This window comes from Halanaerobium saccharolyticum, from assembly GCF_003259895.1.
GTDB lineage: Bacteria > Bacillota > Halanaerobiia > Halanaerobiales > Halanaerobiaceae > Halanaerobium > Halanaerobium saccharolyticum_A.
The window spans coordinates 1-13,446 of record NZ_QLME01000011.1 but is presented as its reverse complement, the minus strand read 5'-3'; the positions used below and the strand labels follow the sequence as shown (position 1 = coordinate 13,446).

Here is a 13,446-nt window from a genome sequence, read left to right as displayed (position 1 = left end):
TTTAAATTATAATTTGTTAAAATATAATATAAGGTTTAAAGTTTTTATAAAATATTTCTTAGCTGAAAAGAGGTGTTATTATGTCGTTAAGTGAAAATAAATATATTGTAGTTTTGTGGATGCTGTTATTTTTGCTGCTTTTTCCTTTTAATTTATCGGCCCAGAACCTGGAGATGAATGGAGCAGCTGAAAATTTGGAAGTGCAGGATCAGTTGAACAGCAGTATAATTTTTATTATTGCTTTGATTTCAATACTTATTATTTTATTTATCTGGGAACCAATGCCGATCAGTTTACTGGCAGTTTTGGTTCCAATTTCGTTAACTATTTTTGGCGATTTATCCAGAATGTCAGTTGAGGAGGCCCTCTCAGGTTTTGGCAACTCAGCTACAATTACTGTAATGGCAATGTTTGTCTTCAGTGCTGGAATTCAGCGCAGTGGAGCAGTTCAGCTGCTGGGTGATAAAATTTCTGATTTAACCGGAGAAAATCCCAGAAGACAGATTGCTCTGATTTCAGCTCTGACTGGCTCAACTTCGGGGATTATAAATAACACCCCGGTAGTTGCAGCCCTGATTCCAATGGTTAGAGAACTGGGACGCAAAACAAAAGTCTCACCTTCTAAGTTATTAATTCCTCTCTCTTATACAGCCATGCTGGGAGGAACTGTAACTCTGATCGGAACTTCAACTAATCTGCTGGCGAGTCAGGTTTCAGATCGGATGCTAAACCACCCTTTTTCTATGTTTGAGTTTACCGGTCTGGGTATAATAGTTTTATTTATTGGAATTACCTATCTTTTGACAGTCGGCTATAAGCTGATTCCATCCCGGCTGGAGGTTGAAGAAGATTTAACTGATGAGTATGAGATGAGTGGTTATCTAACAGAGGTTTTGATTGGTGAAGACTGCAGTTTTGTAGGTAAAAGCTTTGATGAGATAGCTGAAGATAAAGAACTTGATTATGATATAATCCGGATTATTCGCAATGGCAAGCAGTTTATGGAGCCGCTAAATGCAAAAACAGTTAGAGCTGGTGACCATTTAATTATCAGAGCCAGGGAAGAAACTTTGCTGGAGCTTGTTAAAAGTAAAGGAATGAAGACGCTGCCGGAAATGGTGGTTGATGATCAGTCAATTGAGCAGCCTTTTGAAGGCGAGACTTTAATTGAGGTTGTTGTTCCTGCTCACTCATTTATGGTTAATAAAACTTTAGACGAAATTAACTTTCTGGAGCGTTATAACTGTAATGTACTGGCTCTGCGGCGTGGGGAAGAGTTAACTCACCAGAAAATGCGGGATTATCGCTTTCAACCTGGAGATTTAATTTTGCTTTTAGCTACAGAAAAGACACGTGAGCGTTTGAGTAAAAATAACAATTTTATTATTGACCACGAATATGATCCAAATTTATTTGATAAAAGTAAAATGTTAATTTCAGCCGCAATTCTGGCTTTTTTTATTCTGACAGTGTCTTTAAACATTTTACCGGTCGCTATAGCTGCCTTAAGCGGGGCCTTTTTGATGGTTTTAACCGGTGTGATAAATAAAAGTGACTTTTTTAGCTCCATTGACTGGGAGGTTTATTTTCTGCTTTCAGGTCTGATTCCGATGGGAATGGCAATTGAAAAGTCTGGAACTGCTTCTTATATAGCTGCTAAAATTTTGAACCTGGCAGATCTTTTTCCCGCAATTGTAATTGCAATGATTGTTTACCTGGCAACTTCGGTGATGGCCAATGTGGTGGGGAATAATGCCAGTGCCCTCCTGATGCTGCCGATAGCTATTGGGACAGCTCAGCAGCTGGCGATAAATCCATTTGCCTTTGTTTTAATAACCACTTTTGCTGCCAGTGCTGCCTTTGCCAGTCCTGTCGGTTATCAGACAAACCTGATGGTTTACAGTTCAGGTGGATTTAAGTTTAAAGATTTTATTATTGTTGGAGCTCCGCTGCAGCTTTTGCTGGCAATCTTTGTGCCGCTGTTGGTCAGGCTGTTCTGGGGCTTTTAAGTGGCCAAAATAATGGTGGCTTATAATAAATTTGATTTCAGAGAAAATAAAAAAATAAATAATTATTTCAGGAGCGAAAAGTGATTGGTCATAATTTAACCACTTTCGCTCTTTTTTTGATGTATAAATCAATATATTTAATATTTTTATTAAAATAATTAATTTTTTTAAAAAATACTTTACAAATATTAATTTTTAGTTTATAATATTAAACAAGAGAGGGGTGAAGTTAAATGAGTTATCCAATTCCGGCTAAATGTCCAACCTGTGAGGGGAAATTAAATGTAACTGAACTAAGATGTAATAACTGTCAGACTAAAATTAGCGGTGATTTTTACCTGGATGAGCTTTTTCAATTAAATTACGAGCAGCAGCAGTTTTTAAAGATTTTTATTAAAACCAGAGGTAACATCAAGAATATGGAAAAGGAGCTTGAGATGTCCTATCCCACAGTCAGAAATAAGCTGAATGAACTGATTAAGAGCTTGGGTTATGAGGATGATTTTGCTGAAGAAGAACAGCAGGAAAAAAGAAGAGAGATTCTGGATCAGTTAGAAGCGGGCGAAATTGAAGCTGTTGAAGCAGCACAGAAGTTGAAGGAGATTTAGTCTGGTATTTAAATTTTGAGTGATAAGTTTTAGGTAATTAAGTTTTATTAAAGAATATTTCATTAAATTAAAAGGGAGCTGAAAATAATGAAAGAAGAGAAAATGAGAATTTTAGAAATGCTGCAGGATGGTAAGATTAATGCTGAAGAAACTGAGAAATTATTGGCTGCTTTAGGTGAAGAAGAGTCCGGACATTCAAATGCTGTTCAGTTAAAAAGCAGAAATGAAAGTGAGAATGGGCAGGCTGGAAAGAAAAGACACTTAAGAATAATTGTCAATGAAGGTGGCAAAGATAAGGTTAATATGTCGCTGCCGCTGGGAGTAGCGAAGAGTCTTTTGAATTTTGTACCGCAATCAGCAAAAGATAAAATGGCGGCAAAAGATATTGATCTAAATGCTCTGACCAAGACTATTGATGACCTTTCGGAAGAAAAAGAAATTCTAAGGGTTGATGATGAAAATGAAACTGTGATTATTCGGGTTGAGTAGCAACAATATTTATTTGCAGATTTCAGATTAAATAATTGTATATATGTCATTTAAATGATATAATTATGACATAATAAAAAGAGGAGTTGATAATATGCCTCAAATCAAACCGATAAAAGAATTAAGAAATACTAAAGAAATATCTGAAATCTGTCATAAAAGTGATGAACCAATTTTTATTACAAAAAACGGTTATGGTGACCTTGTTGTGATGAGTGTTGAGACTTATGATAGATCAATTGCTAAACTAGATTTATATCAAAAACTGGCTGAAGCAGAAAATGAAATAAAAAATGGAGCAGAATTATTAGACGGTGAACAGGTTTTTTCAGAGCTAAGGGAAAAATATGGTGAAGAATGATTATAGTTTAAAAATAACAAAACAGGCATATAATGATTTAGATAATATTTATTCTTATATTGTTTCTGAATTTGATGATAAAGCTTCTGCAAAAAATTTGTTAAATAAAATTGAAGATAAAGTCTTGAGATTGAAGCAGTTTCCATTATCCGGTAGTTTAGTTGCTGATCAAGTTTTACAAAATAAAGGATATAGAAAATTAATAATAAATAAATATGTAGCATTTTATTTAGTTAATGAAGATGAAAATGAAGTTGTTATTATGCGAGTTTTGTCCGGACGGCAAAAGTATCAAGATTTCATTTGATTAATCTCAATTTCTATTGTATAATACAGCTAGATAGAGATTTCTACATGACTAGATTTAAAAATTAAAGACTGGGGAGCCAAACTGGAGGCTGAGAGGATGAGCAATCATCGACCCATTAACCTGAACCTGGTAATGCAGGCGTAGGTAGCTATATAAAGACTTTAAACCCTCCGGTTTGCTCCTCACAAATCAGGAGGGTTTTTACTATGCAAAATAAATTTTCAACAAGAATGATGGCAGAAATTGGGGTGGCTGTTGCTCTGGCAGTTGTGCTTAATTTTCTCAAACTCTGGCGGATGCCTCAGGGTGGTTCTGTTACTTTAGAAATGCTGCCGATCTTTGTTATTGCTTTTCGCTGGGGTCTAGGTGCAGGAATGTTTAGTGGTCTGGCCTATGGACTGCTGCAGCTGATGTTTGGAGCCTATATTATTCATCCAGTTCAGCTGATTATGGATTATCCTTTACCCTATATGGTTTTAGGAGTAGCGGGAATGTTTAAGATCAGAAAAGACAAGATTATTCAGCCTCTTAAAATGTTCTGGGCAGTGGTAGTGGCCTCGGCATTAAGGTTAATTGTTCACATTATATCAGGAGTTATCTTTTTTAGCAGTTATGCGCCAGAAGGCCAGAATGTCTGGGTATACTCCACAGTTTATAATGCGACATTTTTGATTCCAACAACTATAGTAACCTATATTGTGCTGATAATGGTAATGAAGGCACTGGAAAACAAATAATGTCGAGTTCGCAAAACTAGTAAGTTAAAAAATTAAGCTTTAATCAGAAAATTGAATATTGACAGGGGAGCCTTTTGGTTGAGATAAAGCAGATGCTTTGACCCTTTGGACCTGATCTGGATAATACCAGCGAAGGGAGTTGTGCGGAGTGATTATTTAAATAATTGCTTAAGTTATTAAACACAGTTTCCTTAGTTGGGAGGCTGTGTTTTTTGTTTTTATATGAAACTTTATTTTCAAAAGCAAGAGTAGAATCAAAAAAATATAATTAAAAATAATTTAAAATAAAAGGAGCTGACGATTATGACTCAGGTAACAAGAGCAAAAAATGGTGAGATAAGCGCAGAAATGAGACTGGCAGCAGTAAATGAAGGGGTTAGTGCAGAATATATCAGAGACAAAGTGGCGACTGGAAGGATAGTGATTCCGGCAAATGTAAATCACAGTAAGCTGGAAGCTGTAGCCTTTGGTCAGGGTTTAAAAACGAAGGTTAATGCTAATTTTGGAACTTCAGAAGACTGTGATCAGATTGAGAATGAATTAGAAAAATTAAAAGCAGCTGTTGAGGCTGGTGCAGACGCGGTGATGGACCTCTCAACTGGAGATAAAATTAAAGAAACCAGAGAGGCAATTTTAAACAATTCAAAACTGCCGGTAGGAACAGTGCCTATTTACCAGGCAGCTGTAGAAACGGTAAAGTCCGGCCGGGGAATAATAGAAATGGAAGTTGAAGAATTATTTGGAGTGATTGCAGATCAGGCTGAAGAAGGAGTCGATTTTATTACAGTTCACTGTGGTCTGACTTTAGAAACTCTAAGGCATCTGGCAGCTGAAGGGAGAGTAACTGATATTGTCAGCCGGGGTGGTTCGTTTATGGCAGCCTGGATGCTGCATAATGATCAGGAAAACCCACTTTTTGAGTATTATGACCGTCTCTTAGAAATTTGTTATAAAAATGATGTAACTTTAAGTCTGGGGGATGCCCTCCGTCCGGGCAGTCTGGCAGATGCAACAGATCGAGCTCAGATCCATGAACTTTTAGTTCTGGGTGAACTGGTAGATCGAGCTAGAGAAGCAGATGTTCAGGTAATGGTAGAGGGACCTGGACATGTACCCTATGATCAGATTGAAACAAATATTAAACTGCAGAAAGAACTCTGTAAAGAAGCTCCATTTTATGTTCTGGGACCTCTGGTTACAGATATTGCAGCAGGCTATGATCATATTACAGCTGCTATTGGTGGTACTGCAGCGGCAGCGGCTGGAGCTGATTTCCTCTGTTATGTGACCCCGGCTGAACATATTGGTTTACCTGATATTCAAGATGTGCGAGAAGGAGTTATTGCCTGCAAAATTGCAGCTCATGCAGCCGATATTGCCAAAGGAGTTAAGGGAGCAAAAGAGCGAGATAATAAGATGGCAAGAGCCAGGAAGAAACTAGACTGGGAAAAACAAATTGAGCTGGCCCTGGCTCCGGAGAAATTGAGAGAGTCAAGAAAAGAACATAATCAGTCTTTAAAAGCAGAAGATGCCTGTACAATGTGCGGTTCTTATTGTGCGATGAAAATAGTAGACAAACAATTAAAGTAAATATCAAATTAATTCTGAAAGGATGATTAAGATGGATAATAAAAAACTGACTTTTTCTGCACTTTTAATTGCTCTGGGAACAATGACCGGACACTTAATTTATATTCCAGTGGGAGTGGCAAAAGCTTTTCCGGTCCAGCATTTGATTAACATTTTATCTGCTGTTTTACTGGGGCCAGCCTATGCAGTTTGGAATGCTTTTGCAATTTCTCTGCTCAGAAATATGCTGGGTACCGGTTCTCTGCTGGCCTTTCCGGGCAGTATGATTGGGGCCTTAATAGCCGGATTGCTTTATCAAAAGTTTAAAGAACAGCGCTGGGCACTGGCAGGAGAGTTAATTGGTACAGGCCTCCTGGGAGCAGTAGCCGCCTATCCGATTGCCCGCTTTTTGATGGGCAGCAATTCTGCAGTTTTTTTCTTTGTCATTCCTTTTTCCTTGAGTGCAGCTGGAGGGGCAGTTATTGCTTATTTATTCTTAAAAGCTGTGGAAAAGGCTGACAGCTTAACATTTATTGAAGATTTAGGCTAATACTTTAAGATAGAAAAATGACTGAATAAATTTTAAGATTGGTTAATTAAATTAAAGCGAACAAAAGGAGCTGATAAATTTGAAAAAGGTGTTAACAATTGCCGGTTCTGATTCTGGTGGTGGTGCCGGAATTCAGGCTGATTTGAAAACGATGACTGTTCATCAGGTTTATGGTGCTTCTGTAATTACTGCAGTTACAGCTCAGAATACTCTGGGAGTTCAGGATGTTAAAACTCTTTCTGTGACAGCTGTAGCTTCTCAGCTGGAATCAGTTTTAAGAGATATAGAGTTTTCTGCTCTGAAAACTGGTATGCTGGCCAATAGTAAAATTATTGCAGAAGTAGCTCTAAAAATTAAAGAATATTCCCTTTCCAATCTGGTAGTGGATCCGGTTATGGTAGCCACCAGTGGAGATCTGCTTTTAGAACCAGAAGCAGTAACGACCTATCAGGAAAAACTTTTTCCACTGGCAGAAATTATTACCCCCAATCTGCATGAGGCCCGGGTGCTGACCGGAGCTGCTCCAGAAGAAGCTGTTGATCCTCATTATCTGGCAGAAGAATTGATCAAATACGGCAGCAGCTATGTTCTGATTAAAGGCGGCCACAGCAGTAAAGAAAAGAAGCTGCAGAAGGCTGTTGATCTGCTCTATGATGGCAGTCAGTTTATTGAATTTGAAGCAGATTATATTCCAAGCAGCAATACTCACGGGACGGGCTGTACACTGTCCGCTGCAATTGCTTCCAATCTGGCCCGGGGAATGAAGATGGAAAAAGCAGTGGGACAGGCAAAAGAGTTTATCACCGGAGCCATCAAAAATTATTTTCCTGTTGGTCAGGGTAATAGCCCGGTTAATCATCTCTGGCAGCTTCAAAATCAGAGTAATAATCAGCAGCAGAGTGATAATCAACTTATTAGTTCTCTTAAGTTTATCTAGCAGTAAGAGAAAATATCTGAGGAGGTAAAAATAAAAATGTTAAACTGGGATCTTTACTTAATTACAGAAGAAAGTTTATCAGCAGGCAGAAAATCTATAGAAGTTGTTAAAGAAGCAGCTGCTGCCGGAGTGGATGTGGTTCAGCTGCGGGAAAAAAATCTGTCTTTGAGAGAAAAATTCCAGCTGGGAAAGCAAATTAAAAAAATCTGCCGCCAGTATGGAATTAATTTTATAGTCAATGATCGGGTAGATCTGGCCCAGGCTCTAGATGCAGATGGGGTTCATCTGGGGCAGAGCGACCTGCCTCTGCGGTCTGCTCGCAAAATCCTGGGGCCGGATAAAATTATTGGCCTTTCTGCCTGGCTCAATCAGGAAATCACAGCTGCTGAGGCTGATGGTGCTGATTATCTGGGAGTGGGAGCAATTTTTGAAACTAAATCTAAGCAGCTTAACCCAGATAAAAATGGAATTGGTCTGCAGAAATTGGCTGAAATTAGAAAAAATACTGATTTACCGCTGATAGCAATTGGAGGCCTGAATAAAAACAATGCCCCTCAGGTGATTAAAAATGGAGCTGACTGTATTTCGGTGATCACAGCTCTGACAAAAGCGGAAAAGATAGAAAATGAAGCTCGAGAATTTAAGCAAATAATCAAAAAAGCAAAATCTAAAAGGAGGGCCCTAAATTGTCAGCAGAAAATAATAAAACTGCAGCAGAATTCTCTCAAAACTGGAAGCTAATAAAAAAGACGATCAATTCAGAAAAACCATTAATTCATCATATTACCAATAATGTAACTGTTAATGACTGTGCTAATCTAACACTTAACTGGGGAGCTCTGCCGGTGATGGCCCCGGCAGCAGAGGAGTCAGCCCAGATGGTGGAAAATGCTTCTGCTTTAGTTCTAAATCTAGGTACAATTTCTTCTGCTCAGCTGGAATCGATGCTGCAGGCTGGAAGGAGAGCAAATCAACTGGAGATTCCCATAGTTTTAGATCCGGTTGGAGTTGGAGCCACGAAATTTAGAACTGAAGCTGCTCAACAAATATTATCTGAGTTAAAAATTGACCTGATCAAAGGAAATAAAGGAGAAATTTCTTTACTGGCCGGAAAGACAGCGGAGGTTAAAGGTGTAGAGTCGATAGGAGAATATGAAGAGATAGCAGAAAATGCATTGCTGCTGGCTCAGAGATTGGATACAGCTGTTGTTGTCAGTTCAGAAACAGATTTAATTGCTGAGGGCAGTCAGCTGGCAGAAATAAATCGAGGCCACCCACTGATGGGGAAGGTTGTTGGTACTGGCTGTATGCTGGGCTCAACTCTGGCGGTTTTTGCTGCAGCAGCCAAAAAGTCAGGTCTATCTTTATTTGAGGCAGCTAAAACAGCAGTCTATTATTACTCTCTTGCCGGTGAAAAAGCAGCAGCAAAAGAAAATACTCCAGCCAGATTTAAAATAGAATTTATGGATCAGATTTATTTATTAGGGTAGTTTTATTATTTCCAATATATTATTTATTTCCATTATAATTTTTTCAAACTAAGCCAGCCCTGAACCGGGGCTGGCTATTTTCGATCTAAAACCCCTTATGCCATTGCAAAAAACTTCTAGAAAAGATAAAATAAAATTAACTAAAAATTAAAACTAATTAACTGGAGGCGGATTTAATGTCCGAATTTATAAATAACAGTGAGCAGCGGGTTCAGCAGTTACTAGAATTTTCGATGGGAATGATGGCAGGAAAAAATGGTAAAGAGCTGATTGATCAATATCAGGAAGCAATAGAAAATGTAACTCCTCATGATATGATTGCTATGGAGGATTTACAGATCAAAAAGGGTGTCAAACCGGCTGAGATCAAAGAGGATATAGAAAAAATAATGAATGTCTTAAATCCACATCTGGAAAAATATGAGTGGGATAAGCCGGAAGAAGGCCACCCTCTTTATTATTTAATGAACGAAAACCGGGAACTGGAAAAACTGCTGCGAAAATTTAAGGACAATATAAAAAGGATAGAATTTGATTCAGAAACAGTAAAGGAAGAGGAAATTGAAAACTTACGCAGTTTGACTATGCAGCTGCAGGAATTTGATAGACACTTTGTCAGAAAAGAAAATATTCTCTTTCCCTATCTGGAGAAAAAATGGGAGAATTATCGTCCCTTAAAAGTTATGTGGTCACTGCATGATGATATCCGAAAAAATCTTAAAAAATTACTAAATTTGCTCAGTAACAGAGATAATTTTGATATGGAGATCAGACAGCTCCTGGGTGAAATTTTAATGTTAATGTACAGAATGATTTTTAAAGAGGAAAATGTAGTTTTCCCGGTAGCAATGGAAACTTTAACTCTTAAAGAATGGAAGCAAATCCAGCGAGAAAGTATGCAGATGGGCTATGTTTATATTGAACCACCGCAAAAAAACATTCTTGCTAAAAAAGACGAAAATGGAAAGAAAATAAAAAATGAAGAATCGAAACAGAAAGCCTTAAATAAGCAGGGGCAGCCGGGATCTTCTGCTGAAGAAGATTCCGATTACACTCATCCAGGTTCACTGCCGGAAATGGAATCAGATACTGTGACCGGAGAAATTCCTTTAGAAGGTGTAATGCTGGGTCTGGGAACAGGTAATTTAAGTCTGGAAGAAGTGAAAATGATGATTAACAAACTACCGCTGGACATTACCTATGTTGATCAAAATAACAGGGTTAAATTTTTTTCCAATCCGGACGATAGATTTTTTCCGCGTTCTAAAGCTATTATCGGCCGCACAGTTCAGAACTGTCATCCACCGGAAAGTGTGCACATTGTGGAAAAAATACTAACTGCTTTTAAAGAAGGAGAGAAAGATAAAGCCCGTTTCTGGATTCAAATGCGGGGCAAATTTATTCTGATTGAATATTATGCTTTAAGAGATGATAATAGAAATTACAGAGGCACAATTGAAGTCAGTCAGGATCTTACAGAACTTAGAGAATTAGAAGGAGAACAGAGATTGCTGGACTGGGAGTGAAAATGTTGATTCAGGTTTAATTTAACAAAGTTATTAATACTAAAAATATTTAGCAGCAGAAAGGGGCAAATTATGCAGTTTTTAATCAACAATCCACAATTCTGGCGCAGTGCTGGTTTAACGGAAGAACTACCGGAAGCAGTGGAACTTAAATTAAAAGATGGTAAACTTGAACTGCCGGAAGAATTAAATGAAAAAATAGGTCTTGATTCCGGGACTAAAGTTAAGCTTCAATTTAATCAGAATGGGATCTATATCGAAAGAGCTGATCCCAGACTGACAAGAGTTTATATTGAACCAACGAGTGACTGCAACTTAAACTGCAAGACTTGTGTCCGTCATTCCTGGGATGAAGAGATGGGATTTATGGAGATGGCAGCTTATTTGAAATTAATAGAGGAGCTTAAAGATTTTAAGGGGCTGGATAAAATTTCTTTCTGGGGAATTGGAGAACCACTTTTTCATCCTCAGATTGCAGAAATGATTGGGCTGGCTTCCCGGCTGGGAGTAAAAACTCAGATAATTACAAATGGACTTTTACTGGATCAGGAAAAAGCAGAAGCCCTACTTGAAGACGGCCTGGATAGCCTGGTAGTTTCTGTAGATGGAACGTCTCCGGAAACTATGGCTGATATTCGTTCCGGTGCAGATTTAAAAACTGTAATTGAAAATGTACAGAACTTTCGCAGTTTGCGGAATAAAAAACAGAAAGAGTGTGAGATTGGGATTGAATATGTAATAATGAAATCCAATGTGGATGAACTTAAAGATCTGCGCAAACTTGCCTTCAGGATGGGAGCCTCATTTATTTTTCTGACAAATTTACTGCCCTATACTGAAGATATGACAGATGAGATACTCTATTCTTTTTCTATCAGCCGCTCTCAACCTGAAATCAGAACTAAACACAGACCTGAAATTTATCTGCCGCCAACTGATTTGCGAGAAGATATTATCCGTGATCTATCTGCAGTGGGAGGAAAATCAAGTTCGATCAGCACAACCCAGGTTCCATTTAATCCACATCGTGGTTACTGTAAATTTATAGAGGATGGTTCAATTGCAGTTAACTGGCAGGGAGAGATAAGCCCCTGTATTGCTTTAATGCACAGCTACGACCTCTATATTAGAGAACGAGAAAAACATATTAATAAATTTTCGCTGGGAAAAATAACAGAAGAATCGCTCTTAGAAATCTGGAATAAGGAGCAATTTAAAGATTTTCGCAAAAAAGTTAAGGAATTTCCTTTTTCCGACTGTACTCAGTGTTCGGGCTGTGAGATGTCTAAAGAAAATACAGAAGACTGCCATGGTAATGAATTTCCGGTCTGTGGAGACTGCCTCTGGGCTCGCGGAGTTATTCAGTGTCCTTGAATCAAAAAAACTAATGTGAAAAAATTAATTAAAAATGTGAAAAAAATAATTTAATGGAATTTCTTGACAACTCGACCTCTATCTTTTATAATCTAGACAACTTATTTAAATTTTCTTAATTTAGTCTAAATTCAAAAAAGGGTGGTTAAGTAAATGGCACAAGTAAGTAGATATTTTATTCCCTCAGTTAATGTATTAGGTAAAGACACAGTTAGTGAAATTGGTGAGCATATTAAACGTCAAAATGGTTCAAAGGCTTTAATTGTAACTGATGAAGTATTAGTTAAAATTGGTATAGTTGAAACTGTAACTGATCATCTTGAAGAAGCAGGTATAGATTTTGTTGTTTTTGATGGAGTACAGCCAAACCCTACTGTTTCTAATGTAGAGGATGGTTTAAAACTTATAGACTCCGAAAATGTTGATGTTATTGTCTCACTTGGTGGGGGAAGCTCTCATGACTGTGCTAAAGGTATTGCTACTGTTGCCACTAATGGTGGTAAAATTCAGGATTATGAGGGCTTAAATGAACTTAATAAAGCTATTATGCCCTTAGTAGCTGTTAATACTACAGCTGGTACAGCTAGTGAAATGACTCGTTTCTGTATTATAACTGATGAAGAAAGACATATTAAAATGGCTATAGTTGACTGGAGAGTAACACCTAATGTATCAATTAATGATCCAGTATTAATGCTGGAAAAACCTCAGGCCTTAACTGCTAATACCGGCATGGATGCTCTTACTCATGCTGTAGAAGCTTATGTTTCTACTATTGCTAATCCTTTAACCGATTCAGCTGCAGAAAAAGCATTTGAATTGATTGGAGAGAATTTGCGTAAGGTTGTAGCTAATGGTTCTGACTATGAACTCAGAGAAAAAATGGCTTATGCTCAGTTTTTAGCGGGTATGGCATTCAATAATGCTTCTCTTGGTTTAGTTCACGGTATGGCACATCAGCTTGGTGGATTTTATGACCTACCACATGGTGTTTGTAATGCTATTTTACTTCCTCATGTAACAAACTTTAATAAACTTGCTAAACCAGAAAAAGTAGCTAAAATGGGTAGGTTATTAGGAGCTAAAACTGAGGGTATGACAGTTATGGAAGCAGCAGATGAAGGAATTATGGCTATTGTTGATTTAGCTGCAGACTTAGGTATACCTGGAAGCTTAGAGGAACTGGATGATGTTGATCCTAAAGACTTTGAAACCTTAGCTAAAAATGCTTTAGCTGATGCAAGTAGTGCTACTAACCCAAGACAGGCAACTGTAGAAGAAGTAATTGAAATCTTTGAAAGTGCTTACGAAGGTTTTTAATAATAGATTAATATTTAAATAAATAATTTTTAAAAATATAAGTATATTTACTTAAATATTTAGAGTAAATATCACTAGCATTGCATAAAAATATTTAAGAAAAGTCAAGTTCTATTTTCAGCGAAAATACTTGCTTAAAATAGAAAAACTCCTTATAATTGGGATT

14 protein-coding genes and 2 riboswitches are annotated in these 13,446 nt (G+C 37.5%); all 14 genes read left to right on the top strand.

Annotated features, from left to right (window positions below):
• The first annotated feature begins 80 nt into the window (after window positions 1–80).
• Window positions 81–2,009, top strand: coding sequence for an SLC13 family permease (locus C7958_RS08455; RefSeq protein WP_111572244.1), 1,929 nt, complete (start codon window positions 81–83; stop codon window positions 2,007–2,009).
• Window positions 2,010–2,242: 233 nt separating this feature from the next.
• Window positions 2,243–2,617 (top strand): DUF2089 domain-containing protein, encoded by a 375-nt coding sequence (locus C7958_RS08450; RefSeq protein ID WP_111572243.1) that lies wholly within the window; start codon window positions 2,243–2,245, stop codon window positions 2,615–2,617.
• Between the two features lie 87 nt (window positions 2,618–2,704).
• A complete protein-coding gene (locus C7958_RS08445; RefSeq protein ID WP_111572242.1) occupies window positions 2,705–3,106 on the top strand; it encodes an SHOCT-like domain-containing protein in 402 nt (133 codons plus the stop codon).
• 94 nt (window positions 3,107–3,200) lie between these two features.
• Window positions 3,201–3,467 (top strand): type II toxin-antitoxin system prevent-host-death family antitoxin, encoded by a 267-nt coding sequence (locus C7958_RS08440; RefSeq protein ID WP_111572241.1) that lies wholly within the window; start codon window positions 3,201–3,203, stop codon window positions 3,465–3,467.
• Window positions 3,454–3,774, top strand: coding sequence for a type II toxin-antitoxin system RelE/ParE family toxin (locus C7958_RS08435; RefSeq protein WP_111572240.1), 321 nt, complete (start codon window positions 3,454–3,456; stop codon window positions 3,772–3,774). Before C7958_RS08440 ends, C7958_RS08435 begins: the two co-directional genes overlap by 14 nt.
• Before the next feature lie 62 nt (window positions 3,775–3,836).
• Window positions 3,837–3,941, top strand: a riboswitch (TPP riboswitch).
• 42 nt (window positions 3,942–3,983) lie between these two features.
• Window positions 3,984–4,514, top strand: coding sequence for an energy-coupled thiamine transporter ThiT (thiT, locus tag C7958_RS08430; protein ID WP_111572239.1), 531 nt, complete (start codon window positions 3,984–3,986; stop codon window positions 4,512–4,514).
• Window positions 4,515–4,567: 53 nt separating this feature from the next.
• Window positions 4,568–4,669: riboswitch (TPP riboswitch) on the top strand.
• A gap of 148 nt (window positions 4,670–4,817) precedes the next feature.
• A complete protein-coding gene (gene thiC, locus C7958_RS08425; protein WP_111572238.1) occupies window positions 4,818–6,104 on the top strand; it encodes a phosphomethylpyrimidine synthase ThiC in 1,287 nt (428 codons plus the stop codon).
• A gap of 31 nt (window positions 6,105–6,135) precedes the next feature.
• Window positions 6,136–6,633 (top strand): energy coupling factor transporter S component ThiW, encoded by a 498-nt coding sequence (thiW, locus tag C7958_RS08420; RefSeq protein ID WP_111572237.1) that lies wholly within the window; start codon window positions 6,136–6,138, stop codon window positions 6,631–6,633.
• 79 nt (window positions 6,634–6,712) lie between these two features.
• Entirely contained in the window at window positions 6,713–7,570 is an 858-nt protein-coding gene (thiD, locus tag C7958_RS08415; RefSeq protein WP_111572236.1) for a bifunctional hydroxymethylpyrimidine kinase/phosphomethylpyrimidine kinase, read from the top strand.
• Between the two features lie 36 nt (window positions 7,571–7,606).
• Window positions 7,607–8,311, top strand: a complete 705-nt coding sequence (gene thiE / locus C7958_RS08410) for a thiamine phosphate synthase (RefSeq protein WP_243834313.1) — start codon at window positions 7,607–7,609, stop codon at window positions 8,309–8,311.
• Window positions 8,257–9,060: a hydroxyethylthiazole kinase gene (gene thiM, locus C7958_RS08405; RefSeq protein WP_243834312.1), complete on the top strand. Its 804-nt coding sequence runs from the start codon at window positions 8,257–8,259 to the stop codon at window positions 9,058–9,060. The genes thiE and thiM overlap by 55 nt, the downstream gene beginning before the upstream one ends.
• A 176-nt stretch (window positions 9,061–9,236) precedes the next feature.
• On the top strand, window positions 9,237–10,586 hold the full coding sequence (locus tag C7958_RS08400) for a DUF438 domain-containing protein (protein WP_111572234.1): 1,350 nt from the start codon (window positions 9,237–9,239) through the stop codon (window positions 10,584–10,586).
• 72 nt (window positions 10,587–10,658) lie between these two features.
• On the top strand, window positions 10,659–11,960 hold the full coding sequence (locus tag C7958_RS08395) for a radical SAM protein (RefSeq protein ID WP_111572233.1): 1,302 nt from the start codon (window positions 10,659–10,661) through the stop codon (window positions 11,958–11,960).
• A gap of 153 nt (window positions 11,961–12,113) precedes the next feature.
• Entirely contained in the window at window positions 12,114–13,280 is a 1,167-nt protein-coding gene (locus tag C7958_RS08390; RefSeq protein ID WP_111572232.1) for an iron-containing alcohol dehydrogenase, read from the top strand.
• The last annotated feature ends 166 nt before the right edge of the window (window positions 13,281–13,446 follow it).